Annotated in this window: 20 protein-coding genes and 1 pseudogene; 14 read left to right on the top strand and 7 right to left on the bottom strand. The window is 64.4% G+C overall.

From position 1 onward, the window contains the following. Positions 1–10: 10 nt before the first annotated feature. The 6 genes from HU738_RS12950 (at position 11) to HU738_RS12925 (ending at position 8,085) form a co-directional block, all read left to right on the top strand. Positions 11–793, top strand: a complete 783-nt coding sequence (locus HU738_RS12950) for an amino acid ABC transporter ATP-binding protein (protein ID WP_186602558.1) — start codon at positions 11–13, stop codon at positions 791–793. 297 nt (positions 794–1,090) lie between these two features. Beyond that, entirely contained in the window at positions 1,091–1,900 is an 810-nt protein-coding gene (locus HU738_RS12945; RefSeq protein WP_186602559.1) for a gamma-glutamyl-gamma-aminobutyrate hydrolase family protein, read from the top strand. Between the two features lie 568 nt (positions 1,901–2,468). Continuing rightward, positions 2,469–3,380, top strand: coding sequence for a 5-dehydro-4-deoxyglucarate dehydratase (gene kdgD / locus HU738_RS12940; protein WP_176506622.1), 912 nt, complete (start codon positions 2,469–2,471; stop codon positions 3,378–3,380). Between the two features lie 104 nt (positions 3,381–3,484). Beyond that, on the top strand, positions 3,485–4,849 hold the full coding sequence (locus tag HU738_RS12935; protein WP_186602560.1) for an MFS transporter: 1,365 nt from the start codon (positions 3,485–3,487) through the stop codon (positions 4,847–4,849). A 78-nt stretch (positions 4,850–4,927) separates the two neighbouring features. After that, positions 4,928–6,481: a galactarate dehydratase gene (gene garD, locus HU738_RS12930; RefSeq protein ID WP_186602561.1), complete on the top strand. Its 1,554-nt coding sequence runs from the start codon at positions 4,928–4,930 to the stop codon at positions 6,479–6,481. Positions 6,482–6,504: 23 nt separating this feature from the next. After that, positions 6,505–8,085: an aldehyde dehydrogenase (NADP(+)) gene (locus HU738_RS12925; protein ID WP_186602562.1), complete on the top strand. Its 1,581-nt coding sequence runs from the start codon at positions 6,505–6,507 to the stop codon at positions 8,083–8,085. A gap of 169 nt (positions 8,086–8,254) precedes the next feature. Here HU738_RS12925 and HU738_RS12920 read toward each other — a convergent pair whose 3' ends face one another. Continuing rightward, positions 8,255–9,004: a FadR/GntR family transcriptional regulator gene (locus tag HU738_RS12920; RefSeq protein WP_186602563.1), complete on the bottom strand. Its 750-nt coding sequence runs from the start codon at positions 9,002–9,004 to the stop codon at positions 8,255–8,257. 158 nt (positions 9,005–9,162) lie between these two features. On the opposite strand from HU738_RS12920, the gene HU738_RS12915 reads away from it, so the two are divergent. From HU738_RS12915 to HU738_RS12905, 3 genes are all read left to right on the top strand, one after another. After that, entirely contained in the window at positions 9,163–9,897 is a 735-nt protein-coding gene (locus HU738_RS12915) for a GntR family transcriptional regulator (protein WP_186602565.1), read from the top strand. Positions 9,898–9,937: 40 nt separating this feature from the next. Beyond that, positions 9,938–10,588 carry a DUF998 domain-containing protein gene (locus HU738_RS12910; RefSeq protein WP_186602567.1) on the top strand — a complete coding sequence of 217 codons (651 nt, stop codon included), beginning with the start codon at positions 9,938–9,940 and terminating at the stop codon, positions 10,586–10,588. Between the two features lie 74 nt (positions 10,589–10,662). Continuing rightward, positions 10,663–10,992, top strand: a complete 330-nt coding sequence (locus tag HU738_RS12905) for a hypothetical protein (protein WP_176506628.1) — start codon at positions 10,663–10,665, stop codon at positions 10,990–10,992. Between the two features lie 148 nt (positions 10,993–11,140). Here the strand turns inward: HU738_RS12905 and HU738_RS12900 are convergent. Continuing rightward, positions 11,141–11,320, bottom strand: a pseudogene (locus HU738_RS12900) (YeeE/YedE family protein); the annotation flags it as partial. A 138-nt stretch (positions 11,321–11,458) separates the two neighbouring features. Here HU738_RS12900 and HU738_RS12895 point away from each other — a divergent pair. After that, complete coding sequence (locus HU738_RS12895; protein WP_186602569.1) at positions 11,459–12,367, top strand: LysR family transcriptional regulator; 909 nt, start codon at positions 11,459–11,461, stop codon at positions 12,365–12,367. Here the strand turns inward: HU738_RS12895 and HU738_RS12890 are convergent, their stop codons facing one another. From HU738_RS12890 to HU738_RS12875, 4 genes are all read right to left on the bottom strand, one after another. Beyond that, positions 12,368–12,874, bottom strand: coding sequence for a DMT family transporter (locus tag HU738_RS12890; protein ID WP_186602571.1), 507 nt, complete (start codon positions 12,872–12,874; stop codon positions 12,368–12,370). Between the two features lie 204 nt (positions 12,875–13,078). Continuing rightward, entirely contained in the window at positions 13,079–13,657 is a 579-nt protein-coding gene (locus HU738_RS12885; protein WP_186602573.1) for a hypothetical protein, read from the bottom strand. A 173-nt stretch (positions 13,658–13,830) separates the two neighbouring features. Then, on the bottom strand, positions 13,831–15,120 hold the full coding sequence (locus HU738_RS12880; RefSeq protein WP_186602575.1) for a PQQ-dependent sugar dehydrogenase: 1,290 nt from the start codon (positions 15,118–15,120) through the stop codon (positions 13,831–13,833). Beyond that, positions 15,117–15,545, bottom strand: coding sequence for a DUF2231 domain-containing protein (locus HU738_RS12875; RefSeq protein ID WP_176506636.1), 429 nt, complete (start codon positions 15,543–15,545; stop codon positions 15,117–15,119). Before HU738_RS12875 ends, HU738_RS12880 begins: the two co-directional genes overlap by 4 nt. Before the next feature lie 172 nt (positions 15,546–15,717). Between HU738_RS12875 and HU738_RS12870 the strand changes: the two genes are divergently transcribed. Next, a complete protein-coding gene (locus HU738_RS12870) occupies positions 15,718–16,017 on the top strand; it encodes a hypothetical protein (protein WP_176506637.1) in 300 nt (99 codons plus the stop codon). A 33-nt stretch (positions 16,018–16,050) separates the two neighbouring features. Here HU738_RS12870 and HU738_RS12865 read toward each other — a convergent pair whose 3' ends face one another. Beyond that, positions 16,051–18,237 carry an OsmC domain/YcaO domain-containing protein gene (locus HU738_RS12865; RefSeq protein WP_186602577.1) on the bottom strand — a complete coding sequence of 729 codons (2,187 nt, stop codon included), beginning with the start codon at positions 18,235–18,237 and terminating at the stop codon, positions 16,051–16,053. A 262-nt stretch (positions 18,238–18,499) separates the two neighbouring features. Between HU738_RS12865 and HU738_RS12860 the strand changes: the two genes are divergently transcribed. Genes HU738_RS12860 through HU738_RS12850 form a run of 3 tightly spaced genes read left to right on the top strand, consistent with a single transcriptional unit; the run spans position 18,500 to position 22,569 of the window. Beyond that, on the top strand, positions 18,500–18,955 hold the full coding sequence (locus HU738_RS12860; protein WP_054887635.1) for a (2Fe-2S)-binding protein: 456 nt from the start codon (positions 18,500–18,502) through the stop codon (positions 18,953–18,955). Then, positions 18,955–21,204, top strand: coding sequence for a xanthine dehydrogenase family protein molybdopterin-binding subunit (locus HU738_RS12855; protein ID WP_186602579.1), 2,250 nt, complete (start codon positions 18,955–18,957; stop codon positions 21,202–21,204). Before HU738_RS12860 ends, HU738_RS12855 begins: the two co-directional genes overlap by 1 nt. Before the next feature lie 18 nt (positions 21,205–21,222). Continuing rightward, a complete protein-coding gene (locus tag HU738_RS12850) occupies positions 21,223–22,569 on the top strand; it encodes a c-type cytochrome (protein ID WP_186602581.1) in 1,347 nt (448 codons plus the stop codon). The last annotated feature ends 29 nt before the right edge of the window (positions 22,570–22,598 follow it).

Here is a 22,598-nt window from a genome sequence, read left to right as displayed (position 1 = left end):
GAACAACAACATGACCGCCCCCTTGAGCGTTGCCAGCCTTGCCCCCGAAACTGCCCCTCGTCCGGAGCTGATCCGCATCGAGGGGCTGAACAAGCACTATGGCGCCTTCCACGTGCTGCGCGACATCGACCTGCAGGTGCGCGAAGGTGAGCGCATTGTCCTGTGTGGCCCGTCCGGTTCGGGCAAATCGACGCTGATCCGTTGCATCAACCGCCTGGAAATCGCCCAACAGGGCAGCATCCGGGTTGCCGGCACCGACCTGGCGGCCAACACCCGCCAGGCGGCCCAGGTGCGCAGCGAGATCGGCATGGTGTTCCAGCACTTCAACCTGTTCCCGCACATGAGCGTGCTGGACAACTGCCTGCTCGCCCCCACCAGCGTGCGCGGCCTGTCGCGCAAGGACGCCGAGGAACGGGCGCGCCTGTACCTGAGCAAGGTCGGTATCGAGAGCCAGGCGCACAAGTACCCCAGCCAGTTGTCCGGCGGCCAGCAGCAGCGCGTGGCCATCGCCCGGGCGCTGTGCATGAAACCGCGGATCATGCTGTTCGACGAGCCGACCTCGGCGCTCGACCCCGAGATGGTCGCCGAGGTGCTGGACGTACTGGTGCAACTGGCCGGCACCGGCATGACCATGCTCTGCGTCACCCATGAAATGGGCTTTGCCCGCCAGGTGGCGGAGCGGGTGCTGTTCCTCGAAGGCGGGCAGATCATCGAGGACAGCCCGCCCCAGGTGTTCTTCAACCAGCCGCGCACTGCACGGGCCAAGGCCTTCCTGGCGCAGATACTGCACTGAGCGGTCGATCATTGCAGCGCTGCAATGAACCGACTGCGTCGTTAAATATAATTGACCATAGCCCCCGCCAAACCCTTGCCGGCTCAGGCTCGCAAGGGTTATGGCCCCGTAATTCGGCGCCTTAACCGCTTTTTGCTCGTTTGACATATCGAACGGCTCTGGCAAGCTATCAACAAGCCCCGACCGGAATCGTCCCGTGATGAGCCGGCAGTGCTCGGGACTTCAGGTAGCACATCAAGGCCACGGGCCGTGCACCTGCACAACAACGACAGGCAGAGCCCTGTCATAAGGTGACATATGTCCAACAGCAACATTGGCAACAAGCAACCTTCCCTGCGCAAACCCGTCGTCCTGATGACCATGGGCAGCCAAGAGCGCAAAGGCCATGACTATCAGGTCATGACCCACAAATACATCACCCCGCTGGTCGACTTCGCCGATTGCGTCCCGGTACTGGTGCCCACCTGCTGTGGCATCGATGACCTGGAGACCTATCTGGACATGGCCGACGGCGTGTACCTGACCGGTGCCGGTAGTAACATCGACCCGACCCTGTACGGCCAGGAAAACGAAACCCCTGGCAAAGGCCAGGACAAGAACCGCGACCTGTTCGACATCCCCCTGGTGAAGGCAGCGCTCAAGCGCGGCCTGCCGATTTTCGGCATCTGCCGCGGCATGCAGGAAATCAACGTTGCCCTGGGCGGCGACATTTACCAGAAGGTCTACGCCGAGCCTGGCTTCAACGACCACCGGGAAAACCCGGAAGACCCGGTCGATGTGCAATACGCCCAGGTGCATGGCGTGAAGATCAAGCCGGACAGCTGGCTGCATGAAACCCTGGGCACCGACGAGATCCGCGTCAACTCGCTGCATGGCCAGGGCCTGCGCAACCTTGGCGCCGGCATCGAGCCGATCGCCCACGCCGAAGATGGCCTGGTCGAGGCGATCCACGCGCCAAGCATCTCGCCGTTCCTGTTTGCCGTGCAGTGGCACCCGGAATGGCAAGCGGCGAAGAACCCTGATTCGATCAAGATCTTCCAGGCCTTCGGCGATGCCTGCCGCGCGCAGGTGCGCAAAAGCCAGATCAAGTGCCAGCAGGCTGCCTGATACCCGGTTTCAGCTTCGTTAGCTTTGATCGCGGGGCGGCGCAAGGTCGCCCCCGCTTCCCCGGTCACCCTCTGCTGGTCCCAGAACACTTCCCGTGGAAGCGGGCGGCGGGCTTGTGCCTGTCTCCGCGATCGTTTTTTCCCCTCCCTCCTTAAGAGATATGATGACTGCCGATTGGTTGTCGTCAGATCTTTTGCGCCTATGAGATCGAGCGCCGCCCGCGCGGCGCATCGCGGATAAATCCGCTCCTACAGTTTGTTGCAACGTGCCGAACCTGTTACGCCATAGTTGCCAGCCTTGATGCATGACTTGAGCCGTGAAAACCGGCTGACAACCATGGCCTCGCAGGCATGGCCACGTTGCAACAAACCGTAGGAGCGGATTTATCCGCGATGCGCCGCGCGGGCGGCGCTCGATATTTGCACCAGCACCAACCTTGCACCGATCACCTGTGCGCCCTCACAAAAAATTTCTGCAGGGGACTGTTCATTACCCAAGTTGTACGATAACTTACCTCCAACGCAGAACAACACCCTTTCACCCCAAGCGCCACAGGATGCCTACAACAATGACTCCACAAGAACTGAAATCCATCCTCTCCCACGGCCTGCTGTCTTTCCCGGTCACCGACTTCAATGCCCAGGGCGACTTCAACCAGGCTGGCTACATCAAGCGCCTGGAATGGCTCGCCCCTTACGGCGCCAGCGCCCTGTTCGCCGCCGGTGGCACCGGTGAGTTCTTCTCCCTGGCCGCCAGTGAGTACAGCCAGGTGATCAAGACGGCAGTCGACACCTGCGCCAAGTCGGTGCCAATCCTCGCCGGCGTCGGTGGTTCCACCCGCCAGGCCATCGAATATGCACAAGAAGCCGAGCGCCTGGGCGCCAAGGGCCTGCTGCTGCTGCCGCACTACCTCACCGAAGCCAGCCAGGACGGCGTTGCCGCCCACGTCGAAGCGGTGTGCAAGTCGGTCAACATCGGCGTGGTGGTGTACAACCGCAATGTCTGCCGCCTGAATGCCAACCTGCTGGAGCAGCTGGCCGAGCGCTGCCCGAACCTGATCGGCTACAAGGACGGCCTGGGCGATATCGAACTGATGGTGTCGATCCGTCGCCGCCTGGGTGATCGTTTCAGCTACCTGGGTGGCCTGCCGACTGCCGAGGTGTATGCAGCGGCCTACAAGGCATTGGGTGTGCCGGTGTACTCTTCGGCAGTGTTCAACTTCATTCCGAAGACCGCGATGGACTTCTACCACGCCATCGCCCGTGACGATCACGCCACCGTGGCCAAGCTGATCGACGACTTCTTCCTGCCGTACCTGGACATCCGTAACCGCAAGGCCGGCTACGCCGTGAGCATCGTCAAGGCCGGCGCCAGGATCGCCGGTTACGACGCAGGCCCGGTGCGCACCCCGCTGACCGACCTGAGCGCCGAAGAGTACGAGCTGCTCGCAGCACTGATGGACAAGATGGGTCCGCAATAAGCGCCCCCGCGCGGCCTGCCATTGCCGCCTCCGGAGTGGGCCTGCCCCACTCCGGCTACAACGCGTGAGCCCGCACAAAAATAACTAGTGGGAGTGTTTACAGCATGCAAGCGACTAAAAAGACGCATGTGCGCTACCTGATCCTGTTCATGCTGTTCCTGGTGACCACGATCAACTACGCAGACCGAGCAACCATCGCTATCGCAGGCTCCAGCCTGCAGAAAGACCTCGGCATCGACGCCGTTACCCTTGGCTATATTTTTTCCGCCTTCGGCTGGGCTTACGTGGCCGGGCAGATACCCGGTGGCTGGCTGCTGGACCGCTTCGGCTCGAAGAATGTCTACGCCTTCAGCATCTTCACCTGGTCGCTGTTCACCCTGCTGCAGGGCTTTGTCGGCGGCCTGCCGGTGGCCTGGGCGGTGGTGACCCTGTTCACCCTGCGCTTCCTCGTCGGCTTCGCCGAAGCCCCGTCGTTCCCGGGTAATGCCCGTATCGTCGCGGCCTGGTTCCCGACCCAGGAACGCGGCACCGCGTCGGCAATCTTCAACTCGGCGCAGTACTTCGCCACCGCACTGTTCGCCCCGATCATGGGCTGGATCGTGTTCAGCTTCGGCTGGGAACACGTGTTCGTGGTCATGGGCGCGCTGGGCATCGTGTTCTCCATGGTGTGGCTGAAGACCGTCTACAACCCACGCCAGCACCCGCGCATCAGCAAGGACGAGTTCGAGCACATCGAGCAGAACGGCGGCCTGGTCGACATGGACCAGAAGCGTGGCAACGACGGCCCGAAATGGGGCTATATCAAGCAACTGCTGACCAGCCGCATGCTGCTGGGCGTGTACCTGGGCCAGTACTGCATCAACGCCATCACCTACTTCTTCCTCACCTGGTTCCCGGTGTACCTGGTGCAGGAACGTGGCATGACCATCCTCAAGGCCGGCTTCATCGCCTCGTTGCCGGCGGTGTGCGGCTTCATTGGCGGTGTATTGGGTGGGGTGATCTCGGACTGGCTGCTGCGCCGCGGCAACTCGCTGACCTTCTCGCGCAAGCTGCCGATCGTCTGCGGCCTGTTGCTGTCGACCACCATGGTCTTCTGCAACTATGTCGACGCCGAGTGGATGGTGGTCGGTTTCATGACCCTGGCCTTCTTCGGCAAAGGCATCGGCGCATTGGGCTGGGCGGTGGTGGCCGACACCTCGCCCAAGCAGATCGCCGGGCTGTCCGGTGGCCTGTTCAACACCTTCGGCAACATCGCCTCGATCACCACTCCCATCGTCATCGGCTACATCATCAGCGCCACCGGCTCGTTCAAGTGGGCCCTGGTGTATGTGGGTGCCAACGCCCTGGTGGCGGTGTTCAGCTACCTGGTGATCGTCGGCCCGATCAAGCGTATCGAGTTGCGCGACGATGCGCCAAAGCCACAGCCTGAGCCGGCCGCCCGTGGCGAACTGGCCAGCTCGCGGCACTAACCGAGCACGCCTGCGCCGGCGCAAGCCTGCGCGGGCGGATGTACAAAAGCCTGAGAACCTGACAAGTAGGGCCCAAACATGCAGTTGATCGAACATTCCGACTCGCCCCGCTACGTCCGCCTGCACGACGACGACAACGTCGTGGTGGTGGTCAACGACGGCGGCCTGGGCGAAGGTGCCCGCTTCGCCGATGGCCTGACCCTGGTCGAAGGCGTGCCCCAGAGCCACAAGGTTGCTACCGTGCCGATCGCCAAGGGCGAGCCGGTGCGTCGCTACGGGCAAATCATCGGGTATGCTCTGAAAGACCTGCGCCAGGGCAGCTGGGTGCAGGAAAGCCAGCTGGCCATGCCAGCCGCCCCCGAACTGGACAGCCTGCCGCGCTGCGATGCCGTACCCGATGCCCTGCCACCGCTGGACGGCTTCACCTTCGAAGGCTACCGCAACGCCGACGGCACCGTCGGCACCCGCAATATCCTCGGCATCACCACTACCGTGCAGTGCGTGACCGGCGTGCTGGAACACGCGGTCAAACGCATCCGCGCCGAACTCTTGCCCCAATACCCCAATGTCGATGACGTGGTCGCCCTGACCCACAGCTACGGCTGCGGCGTGGCGATCAATGCCCGCGATGCCTACATCCCGATCCGCACCGTGCGCAACCTGGCGCGCAACCCCAACCTCGGTGGCGAAGCGCTGGTGATCAGCCTGGGTTGCGAAAAGCTCCAGGCCGGCCAGGTGATGCACGACAACGACCCGTCGGTCGACCTCAGCGAGCCTTGGCTGTATCGGCTGCAGGATGCCAGCCTCGGCTTCGGCGAAATGATCGAACAGATCATGGGCCTTGCTGAAACCCGCCTGAAGAAGCTCGACCAGCGCCGCCGCGAAACCGTGCCGGCCAGCGAGCTGATCCTTGGCATGCAGTGCGGCGGCAGTGACGCCTTCTCCGGCATCACCGCCAACCCGGCACTTGGCTATGCCGCCGACCTGCTGGTGCGCGCTGGCGCCACCGTGCTGTTCTCGGAAGTGACCGAAGTCCGCGATGCCATCTACATGCTCACCTCGCGTGCCGAAAACCAGGAAGTCGCCGCTGCCCTGGTGCGCGAGATGGACTGGTACGACCGCTACCTGCAGCAAGGTGCAGCAGACCGCAGCGCCAACACCACGCCGGGCAACAAGAAAGGCGGCCTGTCGAACATTGTCGAGAAGTCCCTCGGTTCGATCGTCAAGTCCGGCAGTGGCGCCATTCAGGGCGTGCTCGGCCCGGGCGAGCGGGTCAACCGCAAGGGCCTGATCTTCTGCGCCACCCCGGCCAGCGATTTCGTCTGCGGCACGTTGCAACTGGCCGCCGGCATGAACCTGCACGTGTTCACCACCGGCCGTGGCACGCCGTATGGCCTGGCCATGGCGCCGGTGGTCAAGGTCTGCACCCGCACCGAGCTGGCCCAGCGCTGGCCGGACCTGATCGACATCGACGCCGGACGCATCGCCAGCGGGCGCGCGACCATCGAGGAGCTGGGCTGGGAGCTGTTCCACTACTACCTGGACGTGGCCAGCGGCCGCAAACAGACCTGGGCCGAACAGCACCGCCTGCACAACGACATCACCCTGTTCAATCCGGCACCGATAACCTGATCATTCAACCCTAGGAGCCCCACATGCCAGAGATCCTCGGCCACAACTTCATCGCCGGCCAGCGCAGCGCCGCTGGCTCGCAACGCCTGCAGAGCCTGGACGCCACCACCGGCGAGGCCCTGCCCTACAGCTTCGCCCAGGCTACCGAGGCCGAAGTGGACCAGGCCGCCAAGGCTGCCGCCGGCGCATTTGTCGAATTCCGCAATCTGCAACCGGCTCGCCGCGCCGAGTTCCTCGACGCCATCGCTGCCGAACTGGACGAGCTGGATGACGCCTTCGTCGCCATCGTCTGCCGTGAGACCGCCTTGCCTGCCGCCCGTATCCAGGGCGAACGCGGCCGCACCAGCGGGCAGATGCGCCTATTCGCCCAGGTGCTGCGCCGCGGCGATTTCCTCGGTGCGCGCATCGACCTCGCCCTGCCCGAGCGTCAGCCGCTGCCGCGCGTGGACCTGCGCCAGATGCGCATCGGCGTCGGCCCGGTCGCCGTGTTCGGTGCCAGCAACTTCCCCCTGGCCTTCTCCACCGCCGGTGGTGACACCGCCGCCGCACTGGCCGCCGGTTGCCCAGTGGTGTTCAAGGCGCACAGCGGCCACATGGCGACCGCCGACCTGGTCGGCTGCGCCATCCAGCGCGCCGCCGAGCGCACCGGCATGCCCAAGGGTGTGTTCAACATGGTGTTCGGCGCTGGCGTTGGCGAGCCGCTGGTCAAGCACCCGGCTATCCAGGCCGTGGGCTTCACCGGTTCGCTCAAGGGTGGCGACGCCTTGTGCCGCATGGCCGCCGAGCGCCCGCAACCGATCCCGGTGTTCGCCGAGATGTCCAGCATCAACCCGGTGATCATCCTGCCGGGCGCCCTGGCCAAGCGTGGCGAGGCCATCGCCCGTGAGCTGGCCGGCTCGGTCTGCATGGGTGCCGGGCAGTTCTGCACCAACCCGGGCCTGGTGATCGGCATGCAGTCGGCGCAGTACAGCCAGCTGCTCGCCGACCTTGGCCAGCACCTGGACCAGCAGGCCGGGCAGACCATGCTCAATGCTGGCGGCCTGCGCAGCTACGTCGGCGGCCTCGAGCACCTGCACGCGCACGCGGGCATCGAGCACCTGGCCGGCCAGGCCCAGCAAGGCAGCCAGGCCCGCGCCCAGCTGTTCAAGGCCGATGCCCGCCTGCTGGTAGAAGCCGACCCGTTGCTGCAGGAAGAAGTGTTCGGCCCGACCACCGTGGCGGTCGAGGTCAAGGACAACGCGCAACTGCGTGACGCCCTGCTCGGCCTGCGCGGCCAGCTGACCGCAACGCTGATCGGCGAGCCAGAGGACTTCGAAGCCTACGCCTGGCTGGTGCCGCTGCTGGAAGAGAAAGTCGGCCGCATTCTGGTCAATGGCTACCCGACCGGCGTGGAAGTGTGCGACGCGATGGTCCACGGCGGGCCGTACCCGGCCACCTCCGATGCCCGTGGCACCTCGGTCGGCACCCTGGCCATCGACCGCTTCCTGCGCCCGGTGTGCTACCAGAACTACCCGCAAGCGCTGTTGCCGGAGGCGCTGCGTGACGGCAACCCGCTGGGGCTGCGTCGCCTGGTGAATGGGCAGTGGAGCGAAGGCTCGATCTGAGTGCTCTGAAACTAGAAAGCCCCGCACATGCGGGGCTTTTCTTTATCGCCTGTACCGGCCTCTTCGCGGGTGAACCCGCTCCCACAAGTACTGCACAGCCCTCAGGCTTGGCGCCATCCCTGTGGGAGCGGGTTCACCCGCGAAGAGGCCGGTACAGGTTATGAAGGGCTCAGGCCCCCTGGGCCTCGGCTTCTTCATGAGCCTGGCGCAAGCGCTCGCGGCTATTGCTCAGGTGCATGCGCATGGCCATCTTCGCCCCTTCGCTGTCGCGCCGGGCGATGGCTTCATAAATCGCTTCATGCTCATGCATCAGGCGGCTCATGTAGTGCGCCTGGTCATCATGGGCCAACCGCGCCGAATTCAACCGGGTACGTGGAATGATGCTGGTCCCCAGGTGGTTGATGATATCGGCGAAATAACGGTTGCCGCTGGCCTGGGCAATGCGCAGGTGGAACTGGAAGTCCGCCGACACTGCATCGGTGGCATGCGCCGCGCCCTCGTTGAGTTCGTCCAGCGCTGCACGCATGCCAGCCAGCTCTTCATCGCTGCGCCGTTGCGCCGCCAAGCCCGCCGACTCGATTTCCAGGGCGATGCGCAGCTCCAGCACCGCCAGCACCTCGCGCAAGGTGACCACGGTCGCCGGGTCGATACGGAAGCCTCCGGTCGCCGGTGCATCCAGCACGAAAGTGCCGATGCCATGGCGCGTCTCGACCTGCCCGGCCGCTTGCAGCCTGGAGATCGCCTCACGCACCACGGTGCGGCTGACGCCCTCCTCGGCCATGATCTGCGATTCGGTCGGCAGCTTGTCGCCGCGCTTGATCTGGCCGCTGCGAATGCGCTCGGTCAGCACCGTGACCAGTTCCTGGGCCAGACTGCGCGGCTTGCGCCGGGTCCTTGCCTGTACCTGCTGCTCTGTCATGCCCTGTATTTCACCTTGAAAGACAGCCGTCATGATAGCGCAAGCAGTTGTACGATCACATACACCCGACGCGGTATTTCATCAAGGCGCTGCGTCAGGTGCAGGCGCCAGCACTGGTACACTGCCAAACGGCGCATCTGACCGGACTCACCGAAGGCATGAACGAAACACGATACACCCTGGTGGCGAAAGACTTGATGAAAGGCATCGCCAATGGCCGATACCCAGTGGGCAGCCTGCTGCCGACCGAATTTGAACTGTGCGATCTGTATGGGGTGAGCCGGCATACGGTGCGGGCGGCGATCAACCAGCTGCTCAACCAAGGGCTGGTGTCACGCCGCAAGCGGGTTGGCACCCGGGTCGAGGCCAGCAGCCCGCGTGGTGGCTATTCCCAGACGCTGGCGACAGTGGCCGACCTTGCGCAGCTGACGCAAACCCAGCAACGCAGGATCCGGCAAGTGCGCCACTTCGTCGCCAACCTGAGTGAAGCAGAGCGCCTGGGACTGGTGCCGGGGGAACACTACTTCTGCCTATCGAGCATCCGCGTCGACCGCCAGCACGATGCCGCGCCGCTGTGCTGGAGCGATGTCTACGCCCAGCGCGACTACGCCGACGTCATCGCACTGGCCCATGAGCACCCCGACCAGCTGATCGCAGCGCTGATCGAACAGCACTACGGCCGGTCGATCGCAGTCGTCGACCAGCAGGTACGGGCCGTGTTGCTGACGGCAGAGATGGCGCTCGAACTGAAGGCCGAGACGGGTTCGCCGGGGCTGGAGATCATCCGCCATTATCGCGAGAAAAACGGCGACCTGATGGCAGTTTCCGAGACCGTGCATCCACAAAACCGGTTCACCCTGGTGACCCAGATGCGCCGGGACACGCAGGGCTGAAACCGCTACAGTAGGTGCTTTCCATGGAAGGAACACGCGCATGAAACCGCTCGACCGTGCCCTGCTCGCCTGTGGCCTGCTTATCCCGTTCTGGCTACTGATCGGCGTCTGGCTCACCGCCCATGCCTACCCTGGCTATGACCACCTGCAACAGGCCATGAGCCAGCTCGGCGCCCAAGGTTCCCCGACCCAGCACTGGTCGCCCCTGGTCAACAACTTCCCCCTCGCCCTGCTGTTCGCCCTGTTTGCCTGGGGCCTTGCCCGCCGTTGGCGCGCCTCGAAACTTGCGCTGCTGAGCGCTGCCCTGGTCCTGCTGCATGGCCTGGGCAGCCTCGGCACTGGCCTGTTTCCGTGCGACCAGGGTTGCGCACCTGCCGAGCCGTCGAGCTCGCAGCAACTGCACAACCTCTGCGGCCTGCTGATGTTTCTCTCGTTGACCCTGGCCAGCGCGCTATGGGCTTGGCTCGGCAAGCGCCTGGCCGGCTCAAAGGCCCTGGGCTGGTTTTCGCTGATCTGCCTGATTGCCGCGGTGGTTACCGTTGTGCTCATGGCCCAGGCCGCCAAGAGCGGTCAGTTGTTCGGGCTGTACCAACGGCTGAACTATGGCGTGTCGGTTGTGTGGATCGCCGGCCTGGCGCTGAGCAGCCTGCGCTCGGCGCTGGCAAATCGCATTCGCATCGCCATTACCTGATTCGAAAATACTGGCCCCCAGGCAACTGAAGCGAAGGCAAACTCCCTTCATCTTCAGATGCTTAGGACAGCAACATGCGAGTATTTCTAGCCATGATGACCGGCTGCCTGCTGGCCACCGCCGCCTTCGGCGCCCAGGCCAAAGCGCTTAGCCAGAATGACCGCGAAACCTGTGGATGGGGCTCGCAGATCGCCGCCGAGGCGCAGCAGGCCAAGCTCTCCGGCGTCACCCTGTACGCCACGCGCAAAAAGCTGCAGGTGCGCCGGTTCGCCAAACCCTGGATGCGCATGACCGCCATGGGCATTACCGAACAGACCTACAACAGCCGTTCACGACTCAAGCCCGCTGCGATTAAGCAGACCTACTACGAGCAGTGTGTCCAGCACACGCTCGCCAGGCGGTAAACGCTAATAATCAATAGGTTATCTGATACATCTAATCTGATTTATTTAAGAATTTAGCTGAGATACACCGGCTCGCAGCGCACTGCGGTCTTCACCGAATTGGTGATGAAGCGTTCTTCGTGGGCCAGGTGATGCAGGTGTTCGAGCCGCCATAGCCCAGCAACATGCCGCCGATTACTGCGGCAATCAGCGAAGGCAGCGGGTTCTTCAGGCTTGGCGCAAGGCGGCCAGCCAGGCCTGCCGCAAGCGCGCGCCGAGCGATGCCGATGTCCATCCCTGTGGTGATGTCCTGCAACAGCGGTGCGGCCAGGCCAGCAGCAGGGCCAGGGCGATCAAGGGCGCGCGAGTATAACCCCTGGCTGCCTTGTGTTGTCTGCACTGCCGATTCGCGGGCTTGCCCGCGAAGGGGCCGGCACATCTGTTAGGCTGATAATCACCCGCCAAAGCCAACCGAAGCATTCGCCCCATGGATGAACTGCGCAAGATCGACCTCAACCTGCTGCTCACCCTGCACGCCCTGCTCAGTGAAAAGCACGTGACCCGCGCCGCCCTGCGCCTGCACCGCAGCCAACCCGCCGTCAGCCATGCCCTGGCGCAGCTGCGTGCACACTTCGACGACCCCTTGCTGATCCGTCAACACGGCAGGATGGCCCTGACCGCCCGCGGCCAATCCCTGGCCAAACCGCTGCAGGACGCCCTCGGCAGCCTCAACGGCCTGCTGGCCGCGCCTCAGTTCGATCCGGCCCGGTCCCGGCGCCGCTTCCGCTTGTCGCTGTCGGACTATTCTTCGCGCATTATTCTGCCGCCTTTGGTCCGCCACCTGCGCCAGGTCGCTCCCGGTGTCGACTTGGCCATCAGCCAGGCCAGCCGCGAAACCATGCTCGCGCAGTTGCTCGATGGCGAACTCGACCTGGCCCTGGGCATCTTCCCGGAACTGCCTGCCGACATCATCGCCCAGACCTTGTTCGATGACCGCTTCATCAGCGTCGCCGATCGCCAGGTGCTGCCGGCCAAGGGCGGGCTTGCGCTGGAGGACTGGCTGACGCGCCCACACGTGCTCATGGCCATGCATCCGGATGCCCACGATGAAATCGAGCGGGCCCTGGCCGAACAAGGCCTGCGCCGGCATATCGCACTGGCGCTGCCCCATTGGAGCGCCGCAGTTGAAGTGCTCGCCGGCACCGACCTGATTCTCACCGTGGCCAGGCGGGCGGTTGGTTCGATGCGCCAGCACCCGTCACTGCGCCAGTTCACGCCCCCCTTGCCGATCCCCGCCCTCGCCTATCAACAGGCCTGGCATGCCAGAAAGAACAGCGACCCCGGCCATCGCTGGCTGCGCGAAGCCGTATGGGCCTGCAGCCAGCCCGGGCAGTGATCAGCGCTCGACCACCGCCTGGCCAGACGTTGGCGTCGAGGTCCAGCCGCCCTGCACCAGCAACACGCCACCAAGGATCAGCAGCACACCGGCAACCCGGGCCAGGTTCACCGGCTTGCTGGCAACCCCCATCAGGCCGAAGTGATCGACGATCACCGAGGTCAGGATCTGCCCCGCCACTACCAGCACCAGAAAGCCCGCCGTGCCCAGCTTCGGTGTCAATGCTGCCGCGCCGGCCACATACAGCGCACCCAGCACGCCACCGATCCACAGCCACCAGGGGCCTTGCAACGCCTTGCCCAGGTCAGGCATGGGCACCCGCAGGATCAGCAGCGCCGTGATGACCACCACCGAACTGACCGTCAATGAGGTGAAGGCGCCCCACAACCAGTGCCCCAGCGCACGGCCGACGGCCGCGTTGCTGGCGGCCTGGTAGGGCAGCACGAAGCCCGCAAGAAGGGCCATCATCACGGGGAGGAATGCAAACATCAGGGCCTTGTACGACATGGAAAGTCTCATCTGAAACAGGATGAGCGCATGATCGGTAATAGACACCGCTGATGGAAATCGAAAAGGCGCACGTTGGCTATTCGTGTCATGCATGCATTCATGCTTTCAGTGCCGGCCCTTTCGCGGCTAAAGCCGCTCATACAGGGAGCGGCATTAGCCGCGAAGAGGCCAGAGCAGGCGGCCCTGACCTCACAGCCTGCCTTAACGCCAGGTATCGACCCGCAGCACTTCGGTGTAGATCGCATCGACGGTCTGGCCGACCTTGAGGTTCTTCATGCGCGCCTGCAGGTCAGGGTTCTCGACCTTGACCACCTGCAGCTTGCCTTCCGGCGGCAGCAGGCTGACCTCATGTTTCTTCAGGTCGATCTTCTTGATCTGCGAGGTCACCCGGACCTGGCGGAACGCTTCGCCGCCGGGGTTGGGGTTGTCCTTGGTGGCGCGGATTTCCCCGGATTCTTCAGTGGCCTTGGGCGCGCCGCCCACGTCGCTATTGAGCACATAGGCAACGGCCCGGGTGACATAGATATCGACGTTGTCACCCACCTTCAGGTTAGGCAGTGCCTTGGCCTTTTCCGTCAGTTGCAGGGTCACATCCTTGTCGTTCGGCCCTTTGACCGTGACCTGGCGGTTGGCAAGGTCGATGGCGGTGACTTGGGTTTTGACATGGCTTTCCAGTGCCTCGCTGCCAATCGGAATCTCGGCAGCCTGCACCGTAAAGGTGGCAGCGGACATCAGGGTGGCGAGGGCGACAGCGCGAGCGAGGGTGCAAATAGGATTCATAGGCCTGCTTCCATGTAATCGAGACCGGGGTTGTGCGTGCAATGGCTACGCGCACACAAGCATAGCCATTGCTCGCCACTCTGCAGGCAAACGCCCCGCCCGCGACACCTGTCAACCCCGTTGTGTCAACGGACCCGCAGCTACCTGCTACCCCAGCCGACAGGGCCTCCACATCAGTTGCGCGTCACCCTCCACACCGTGTTGGCAAGGTCATCTGCGATGATCAGGGCGCCACGTGGGTCCACGGTAACCCCCACGGGCCGGCCACGGGTCTTGCCATCTTCCCCGCGGAACCCTGTGGCGAAGTCGATCGGCTCACCGGCCGGTTTGCCCGCCTTGAACGGTACGAAGATCACTTTGTACCCCACCGGGTTGGGGCGATTCCAGCTGCCATGCTCGCCCACGAACACCCCGTCGGCAAAGCGCTCGCCCATGGCCGGGATGGAGAAGTCCACACCCAGCGCGGCAACATGCGACCCCAGGCTGTAATCCGGCTTGATGGCAGCCGCCACCTTGTCCGGGTTCTGCGGCTTCACCCGCTCATCGACGTTCTGCCCCCAGTAGCTGTATGGCCAACCATAGAAGCCACCTTCACGCACCGAAGTGAGGTAGTCCGGCACCAGGTCCGGCCCCAGTTCGTCACGCTCGTTGACTACCGTCCACAACTGCCCGGTGTCCGGCTGAATGGTCAGCGCCGTCGGGTTGCGCAAACCGGTGGCATAAGGCCTGTGCGCCCCGGTCACGGCGTCGATCTGCCAGACCATGGCGCGGTCGATCTCCACTTCCATGCCACGCTCGGTGATGTTGCTGTTCGAGCCGATGCCCACGTAGAGGTAGCGGCCATCGGGGCTGATCGTCAGCGCCTTGGTCCAGTGGTGGTTGATCTCGGCCGGCAGGTCGGTGACCTTGGTCGGCGGGCCGCCGGCCTTGGTCTGGCCGTCCTGGTAATCGAAGCGCACCAACGCATCCTGGTTGGCCACGTACAGCTTGCCGTCGGCAAAGGCCAGCCCGTAGGGCGCGTTGAGGCCTTCGGCGAACACCGTCTGCACCTCGTAGTTGCCATCACCATCGACGTCACGCAGCAAGGTCAGGCGGTTGCCGCCCTTCACCTGGGTATTGCCCTTGGCCTTGATCTGGCTGGCGATCACGTCCTTGGGCTTGAGCTTGGCCGCACTGCCGCCCCGCCCTTCGGCGACCAGGATATCGCCATTGGGCAGCACCAGGCTCTGGCGCGGGATGTTCAGGCCCGTGGCGATGGCCGTGATGCGATAGCCCTCAGGCACGGTGGGTTTCTGATCCCCCCACTGCGCCGGTTGTGCGATCTTCATGCTCGGCAGCAGGCCGCGCTCCGGGGCCGGCAGTTTCGGGTCAGGCCCCAGTGCCTGGGTCGGCTCACCGTCCCCCCCGCAGGCGGCCAACAGCACCGCCACACTCAACAACGACAGTCCATGCAACGGCTTCATGCCTCACCTCCCGAACCCAGGTCGCTCATGCCCAGCCATGCCGCCACGCAGGCCAGCAAGGTGACGATCACCGACAGCACCAGGCCCGCGGGCATGACCGCCCAGGCATCCTTGGCATGTTCGAACGCGTTGATCAGTCCCAACACCCAGGTCACCAGCAACAGCAGGAAGTACAGGGTTGGCCGCCCGCCCTTGCGCGGGGCGCGGATCAGGTTGGCCAGGGCGAACAACAACGTCAGCCCACAAAACAGCAAGCCACCGGCAATCAGCCAGGCGGCGAAGTTGCTCCACTGGATCTGGTAGCTCTTGAAGTAGGCAATGTCGCTCAGCAGCGCGCCGAGAAACAGCGGGACCGTGCCAGCCAGCAGGATCGCATGCAGCGGTCCGGGCGTGCATCGGTAGAGGGTTTGCTCTGTAGCGGTCACGGCGCCTCCTTATTCATCGGTGACCCAAGGCTGACAGACAGGCGCGTGGGCCTGGTCCATCAGGCGTGCGCAGGGTGCGCTTAAGAAGGGATCACCTTGACGTTCGGATAGTTCACCGCTTGGCTTGAGAGAAATATCCTGAAAGACTTGATGCGTCGGGATGAGGGATAGCATGAAGACTCGCAACACACGACCGTACGCGTACTGGACCGCGCATGCCTTGCTGGCCGTCAGCCTGGCACTCAATGCCGGCTGTTCGAGCAAAACCGGCAAGGCACGCTATTACGCCGCCGCGCCGGGCGCCAACTGCTACGCCAAGGCGCTTCCGAGCAGCGGTGAAGGCGGCCTGGCCTGGGGCAACACACTGGGCATTGCCCGGCAGAAGTCGCTGAACAACTGCATCCGCTATGCGGGGCGCTCAGGCGGTACGCCTGACACCTGCCAAGTGGTGCTGGCCAAGTGCAAGAACTGACGCCTGCACCGGTGCTGCGCCCCCCGGGGTCGGTCAGGCAAACCTGGCCCGCGCGGCATGCAGCTTCTTGTAGCTCTCGATCAGCCGCAGATGGCGGTCCAGCCCTTCAAGCTTCATGCTGGTCGGGGTCAGCCCATGGAAGCGCACGCTACCGTCGACCGAACCCAGCACCGCGTCCATCCGCGGGTTGCCGAACATGCGGCGGAAGTTGGCCTCGTAATCGGCCAGTTGCAGTTCATCATCCAGCTGCACTTCCAGCACCACGTTCAGCGCCTGGTAGAACAGGCCGCGCTCGACGGTGTTGTCGTTGAACTGCAAGAACGCCTCGACCAGCTCCTTGGCATCTTCGAAGCGCTTGAGCGCCAGGCAGATCAGCAGTTTCAGCTCCAGGATGGTCAGTTGGCCCCACACCGTGTTCTCGTCGAACTCGACGCCGATCAAGGTGGTGATCGTGGTGTAGTCATCCACCTCACATTTATCCAGGCGCCGGCGCAGCGCGCGCAGGGCGCGGTCATCCAGGCTGTGCAGGTTGAGGATGTCGGCACGGAACTCCAGGGCGCGGTTGGTGTTGTCCCAGATCAGGTCTTCGACCGGATAGATCTCGGAATAACCCGGCACCAGGATGCGGCAGGCCGTGGCGCCAAGGTTGTCGTACACGGCCATGTACACCTCTTTGCCAAGGTCTTCGAGGATGCCGAACAGGGTTGCGGCTTCCTGCGCGTTGGAGTCCTCGCCCTGGCCCGAGAAGTCCCATTCGACGAACTCTAAATCGGCCTTGGCACTGAAGAAACGCCACGACACCACACCGCTGGAGTCGATGAAGTGCTCGACGAAGTTGTTCGGCTCGGTCAGCGCATGGCTTTCGAAAGTCGGTTGCGGCAGGTCGTTGAGGCCCTCGAAGCTGCGGCCTTGCAACAGTTCGGTGAGGCTGCGCTCCAGCGCCACTTCAAAGCTTGGGTGCGCGCCGAACGAGGCGAACACGCCGCCCGTGCGCGGGTTCATCAAGGTCACGCACATCACCGGGAACTCACCGCCCAGCGAGGCGTCCTTGACCAGCACCGGGAAGCCCTGCTCTTCCAGGCCCTGGATGCCGGCGAGAATGCCTGGGTACTTGGCCAGCACCTCCTGGGGGACATCCGGCAGGGCCAGCTCGCCTTCGAGGATTTCGCGTTTCACCGCGCGCTCGAAGATTTCCGACAGGCACTGTACCTGGGCTTCGGCCAGGGTATTGCCGGCGCTCATGCCGTTGCTGAGGAACAGGTTCTCGATCAGGTTGGACGGGAAGTACACCACCTGGCCATCGGACTGGCGCACGAACGGCAGCGAGCAGATGCCGCGCTCGGTGTTGCCCGAGTTGGTGTCGTACAGGTGCGAACCGCGCAATTCGCCGTCCGCGTTGTAGATCGCCAGGCAGTGTTGGTCGAGGATCCCGGCCGGCAGTTCGTCCTTCGGCCCTGGCTTGAACCACTGCTCGTTCGGGTAATGTACGAACGGCGCGTTGGCAATGTCTTCGCCCCAGAACTGGTCGTTGTAGAAGAAGTTGCAGTTCAGCCGCTCGATGAACTCACCCAGCGCCGAAGCCAGTGCGGCTTCCTTGGTCGAACCCTTGCCGTTGGTGAAGCACATGGGCGACTGCGCGTCGCGCACGTGCAGCGACCAGACGTTGGGCACGATGTTGCGCCACGAGGCGATCTCGATCTTCATGCCCAGGCCGGCAAGGATGCCGGACATGTTGGCGATGGTCTGCTCCAGCGGCAGGTCCTTGCCGGGGATGTAGGTGGTGGTGTCGGCCACCGGCATCAGCAGGCCCTGGGCATCGGCGTCGAGGTTGTCGACTTCCTCGATGATGAACTCGGGGCCGGTCTGCACCACTTTCTTCACGGTGCAGCGGTCGATGGAGCGCAGGATGCCCTGGCGGTCTTTCTCGGAAATATCCTCGGGCAATTCGACCTGGATCTTGAAGATCTGGTTGTAGCGGTTCTCCGGGTCGACGATGTTGTTCTGCGACAGGCGGATATTCTCGGTGGGGATATCGCGGGTCTGGCAGTACAGCTTGACGAAGTACGCCGCACACAGGGCCGACGAGGCCAGGAAATAGTCGAACGGGCCCGGGGCCGAACCGTCGCCCTTGTAGCGGATCGGCTGGTCGGCGATCACCGTGAAGTCGTCGAACTTGGCTTCAAGACGAAGGTTGTCGAGAAAATTGACCTTGATTTCCATGCGGGGATTACCGTGATTTAAGCGTGCAAAACGAAATTGGCCGGCATTATCCGGGTTTTCGCCGCGGAAGTCCTGTTTGTCTGTGCTGCCCCGTGGCCAGGGCTGGCTTGCGCATTCCGCCGGATTGCTTGCCTGATCCTCTGAACCTGCGCCTGCCACGGGCCCCGTGCGGGGCCCCCTGTGCTAGCGTTTCTGGATCGGGGAACAACGGACTCCCCGGCAGACAATAAAACGCCATCAACCGATGATCAGCAGGTAAGCCATGGAACTTCATATCAACCAGAAGACCTACCAGGTCGACGCCGATGCCGACACGCCCCTGCTGTGGGTGCTGCGTGACGACCTGGGCATGACCGGCACCAAGTATGGCTGTGGCCTGGCCCAGTGCGGCGCCTGCTCGGTGCTGGTGGATGGCAATGTCGTACGCGCCTGCGTCACTCCCGTGGCCGGCGTGGTCGGGCGGGAGGTGACCACCATCGAAGCGGTCGAGGCCGACGCGGTGGGCAAGCGTGTGGTGGCGGCCTGGGTCGAGCACCAGGTGGCCCAATGCGGCTACTGCCAGTCCGGCCAGGTGATGGCGGCCACGGCGCTGCTCAAGCACACCCCCAAGCCCAGCGATGAACAGATCAGCGCGGCGATGGTCAACCTTTGCCGCTGCGGCACCTACAACGCCATCCATGCCGCCGTGCATGCGCTGGCCCAAGGGGAGCAGGCCTGATGAACACGCCCGTCGACACCCCCGCAGAACTGCTCAGGCTGCAACTGGGCGAAACCGTCAACCTGTCGCGCCGACGCTTTCTGGCCAGCACCGCGGTCGGTGCCCTGGTGCTGGGTTTCGGCCTGCCGATGGGCGCGCCCCGCGCGCAGGCAGCGGCGGCAGCCACCCCTGAGCGCGGCACCCAGGTGCCGGCATTTCTGGAGATCCGCCCGGACGGCACGGTGCGCCTGCTCAGCCCGTTCATGGAAGGTGGCCAAGGCCCGTTCACGGCCATGGCCCAGATCGTCGGTGAAGAACTCGACGTCGACCCCGCCAGCTTCCTGGTGGAAAGCGCGCCGCCCGGTGAAGCCTACGTGGTGATGGAGAACGGCATGCGCATTACCGGTGGCAGCATGTCGGTGCGCATGAGCTACCCGACCATGCGCCGCCTCGGCGGCCTGGCCCGTGCCATGTTGCTGCAGGCAGCGGCCGAACAATGGGGGGTACCGGTCGGCGAGCTGTCCACCGAGCCTGGCAAGGTCATTCACGCCGCCTCGGGCCGTTCGCTGGCCTATGGCGAGCTGGCCAGCCGTGCCATGGACCTGCCAGTACCGGACCCTGCCAGCATCAAGCTGCGCGACCCCAGCCAGTTCCGCTGGATCGGCAAACCGGTGCGGCGCCTGGACGCCTATGACAAATCCACCGGCAGGGCCCAATACTGCATCGACCTCAAGGTCGACGGCATGCTCCACGCCGCCGTGCAGCACGCGCCCCGCCTGGGCATGACCGTGGGCAGCCTGCGCAACGAGGAGCAGGTCAAGGGCATGAAAGGGGTGCACTCGGTGCATCAGTTGCCGGGCGCGGTGGCCGTGGTAGCCGAACGCTGGTGGCACGCCAAGCGCGCAGTGGAAGCGATCCAGGTGGACTGGAAAGAACCGGGCGCCGACAGCAAGGTCCGGCCGATGCCGGCAGATTTTTCCAGCGACGGCTGGCGCGAGCACCTGGCCAGCGTTGAAGGGCCGGCCCGCGACGAAGAAAACCAAGGCGACATCGCCGGTGCCCTGGCCAATGCCAAGACCAAGGTCGAGGCCAGCTACCACAACCAGTACCTCAACCATGCCCAGCTGGAGCCGCCGTCTGCCCTCGCTCGCTTCAACCCGGACGGCACCCTGGAGGTCTGGCTGCCCAACCAGGCGCCAGACATGTTCCGCGACGACATCGCCAGGCGCACCGGCCTGGACGCCGCGCAAATCACCCTGCACTCGCCGCTGCTCGGCGGCTTCTTCGGCCGCCATTTCCTCTATGACTCGGCCAACCCGTATCCCCAGGCCATCGCCCTGGCCAAGGCCGTCGGCCGCCCGGTCAAGCTGATCTGGAGCCGCGAAGAGGAGTTCCTGCGCGACGTGCTGCGCCCCGTCGCGGTGGTCAAGTTCCGCGCCGGGCTGGATGCCGACGGCCTGCCGGTGGCCATCGAAGCGGTAAGCGCCACCGAAGGCCCGACCGAAGCCCTGGCCGGCAAGCAAGGCGACAAGATCGACCCCACGGCGCTCGAGGGGCTGTCGGGCAAGTCCTACGCCATAGCCAACAAACGCATCGCCCAGATCTACGTCAAAGGCCCGGCCATGCTTGGCTACTGGCGCTCGGTAGGCAATTCGCTGAACGACTTCTTCTATGAGTCGTTCCTTGACGAGCTGGCCGACAAGGGTGGCAAGGACCCCTACGAACTGCGCCTGCACCTGCTGCGTGACAATCAGCGCCTGACCAACCTGCTGCATGCGGTGGCCGAGTTGTCTGGCGGCTGGAAGCGCGGGCCGTTCACCGCAGAAGACGGCAGCAAGCGCGCCCGGGGCATTGCCATGGCCTCGCCGTTCGGCTCCGAGGCCGCGGCAATCGCCGAAGTGTCGATCGACAATGGCCAGGTCAAAGTGCACGACATCTGGCAGGCGATCGATCCTGGCAGCATCGTCAACCCGGCGATCATCGAGCATCAGGTCAACGGTGCGGTAGCCCTGGGCCTGTCGCAGACATTGGTGGAAGAAGCGGTGTTCATCGACGGCAAGCCGCGCGCGCGCAACTATGACCTGTACCCGATCCTGCCGCCCTCGCGCATGGCCCGGGTGCATGTGCGCATCGTCGAGAGCGGGGCGAAGATGGGCGGTATCGGCGAGCCGCCGTTGCCCGCGGTAGCGCCTGCCGTGGCCAACGCCGTGGCGCAGCTCACCGGCCAGCGCGTGCGTAGCCTGCCGCTTAGCCGCCACACCTTCAGCTGACCGGACAAGGACTGCCCCATGACCCACAGCCGTTTTGCCCGCACTGCGGGCTGGCTGGCCGTGCCGTGCCTGGTCGCGGCCGGCCTGCTGGCCTGGTACGTGACCCGCGAACCCGCCTCGCCATTCGCTGCCGAACAGCCCCCCGGCCTTGACCCCGCATTGGTCAGCCAGGGCGAATATGTCGCCCGCCTCAGCGACTGCGTAGCCTGCCACAGCCTGCCCGACGGCAAGCCGTTTGCGGGCGGCCTGCAGATGGCCACGCCGCTGGGAACGATCCACGCCACCAACGTCACGCCCGACCGCGAGACTGGCATCGGCAACTACAGCTTGGCCGACTTCGACCGCGCCGTACGCCATGGCGTCGCGCCGGGTGGCCGACGCTTGTACCCGGCAATGCCCTACCCTTCGTACGCCAAGCTCAGCGATGACGATGTGAAGGCGCTGTACGCCTTCTTCATGAAGGGTGTACAGCCGGTACAACAGCCGAACATCCCCAGCGATATTCCCTGGCCGCTGAACCTGCGCTGGCCCATCGCATTGTGGAACGGCGTGTTTGCCGCCGACACGCCTTATGCGCCCAAGGCCGGCCAGGACGCGTCGTGGAACCGCGGCGCCTATATCGTCCAGGGGCCTGGCCATTGCGGCAGCTGCCATACGCCACGGGGCCTGGCCTTCAACGAGAAAGCCCTGGATGAGGCCGGGGCGCCATTCCTCGCCGGCGCCCTGCTCGATGGCTGGTACGCGCCCAGCCTGCGCAGTGACCCTAACACCGGGCTTGGCCGCTGGAGCGAGGCCGAGATCGTCCAGTTCCTCAAGACCGGGCGCAACCAGCACGCCGTGGTGTATGGGTCGATGACCGAGGCCTTCAACAACTCCACGCAGTTCATGAGCGATGACGACCTGAGCGCCATTGCCCGCTACCTCAAGTCGCTGCCCGGAGATCCACAGCGTGACGGTGCGCCCTGGCAGTACCAGGCGCTTTCCGCGGCAACGCGCCCGGACAGCCCTGGCGCTCATATCTACGTCACCCGCTGCGCCAGTTGCCACGGCCTGGACGGCAAGGGCCAGGCCGAATGGATGCCCCCGCTGGCCGGTGCCACCTCGGCATTGGCCAGGGAAGACGCCTCGGCGATCAACATTACCCTCAATGGTTCGCAGCGCATCGTCGCCGCCGGCCAGCCGGATGCCTACCGCATGCCAGCGTTCCGCGAACAGCTGTCGGACCAGGAAATCGCTGATGTGCTGAGTTTCGTGCGCAGCACCTGGGGCAATACGAGCGCCGCGGTGGATGCGCAAGCGGTCGGCAAACTGCGCGGGCACACCGACCCGGCCAGCAGCAGCCCGATCATCTTGCACATGCGGTAAATGATGGTGCCTGTACTGGCCTCTTCGCG

The organism is Pseudomonas vlassakiae, assembly GCF_014269035.2.
Lineage (GTDB): Bacteria > Pseudomonadota > Gammaproteobacteria > Pseudomonadales > Pseudomonadaceae > Aquipseudomonas > Aquipseudomonas vlassakiae.
This window is presented reverse-complemented; position numbering and strand designations above follow the sequence as displayed.

Bases quoted from the DNA above. Each gene is read 5' to 3' on its own strand.
- kdgD (WP_176506622.1), top strand. From the start codon at position 2,469: ATGACTCCACAAGAACTGAAATCCATCCTCTCCCACGGCCTGCTGTCT.
- HU738_RS12915 (WP_186602565.1), top strand. From the start codon at position 9,163: ATGAACGAAACACGATACACCCTGGTGGCGAAAGACTTGATGAAAGGC.
- HU738_RS12910 (WP_186602567.1), top strand. From the start codon at position 9,938: ATGAAACCGCTCGACCGTGCCCTGCTCGCCTGTGGCCTGCTTATCCCG.
- HU738_RS12880 (WP_186602575.1), bottom strand. From the start codon at position 15,120: ATGAAGCCGTTGCATGGACTGTCGTTGTTGAGTGTGGCGGTGCTGTTG.
- HU738_RS12905 (WP_176506628.1), top strand. From the start codon at position 10,663: ATGCGAGTATTTCTAGCCATGATGACCGGCTGCCTGCTGGCCACCGCC.
- HU738_RS12860 (WP_054887635.1), top strand. From the start codon at position 18,500: ATGGAACTTCATATCAACCAGAAGACCTACCAGGTCGACGCCGATGCC.
- HU738_RS12870 (WP_176506637.1), top strand. From the start codon at position 15,718: ATGAAGACTCGCAACACACGACCGTACGCGTACTGGACCGCGCATGCC.
- HU738_RS12855 (WP_186602579.1), top strand. From the start codon at position 18,955: ATGAACACGCCCGTCGACACCCCCGCAGAACTGCTCAGGCTGCAACTG.
- HU738_RS12890 (WP_186602571.1), bottom strand. From the start codon at position 12,874: ATGTCGTACAAGGCCCTGATGTTTGCATTCCTCCCCGTGATGATGGCC.
- garD (WP_186602561.1), top strand. From the start codon at position 4,928: ATGCAGTTGATCGAACATTCCGACTCGCCCCGCTACGTCCGCCTGCAC.
- HU738_RS12925 (WP_186602562.1), top strand. From the start codon at position 6,505: ATGCCAGAGATCCTCGGCCACAACTTCATCGCCGGCCAGCGCAGCGCC.
- HU738_RS12895 (WP_186602569.1), top strand. From the start codon at position 11,459: ATGGATGAACTGCGCAAGATCGACCTCAACCTGCTGCTCACCCTGCAC.
- HU738_RS12935 (WP_186602560.1), top strand. From the start codon at position 3,485: ATGCAAGCGACTAAAAAGACGCATGTGCGCTACCTGATCCTGTTCATG.
- HU738_RS12945 (WP_186602559.1), top strand. From the start codon at position 1,091: ATGTCCAACAGCAACATTGGCAACAAGCAACCTTCCCTGCGCAAACCC.
- HU738_RS12920 (WP_186602563.1), bottom strand. From the start codon at position 9,004: ATGACAGAGCAGCAGGTACAGGCAAGGACCCGGCGCAAGCCGCGCAGT.
- HU738_RS12950 (WP_186602558.1), top strand. From the start codon at position 11: ATGACCGCCCCCTTGAGCGTTGCCAGCCTTGCCCCCGAAACTGCCCCT.
- HU738_RS12865 (WP_186602577.1), bottom strand. From the start codon at position 18,237: ATGGAAATCAAGGTCAATTTTCTCGACAACCTTCGTCTTGAAGCCAAG.
- HU738_RS12850 (WP_186602581.1), top strand. From the start codon at position 21,223: ATGACCCACAGCCGTTTTGCCCGCACTGCGGGCTGGCTGGCCGTGCCG.
- HU738_RS12885 (WP_186602573.1), bottom strand. From the start codon at position 13,657: ATGAATCCTATTTGCACCCTCGCTCGCGCTGTCGCCCTCGCCACCCTG.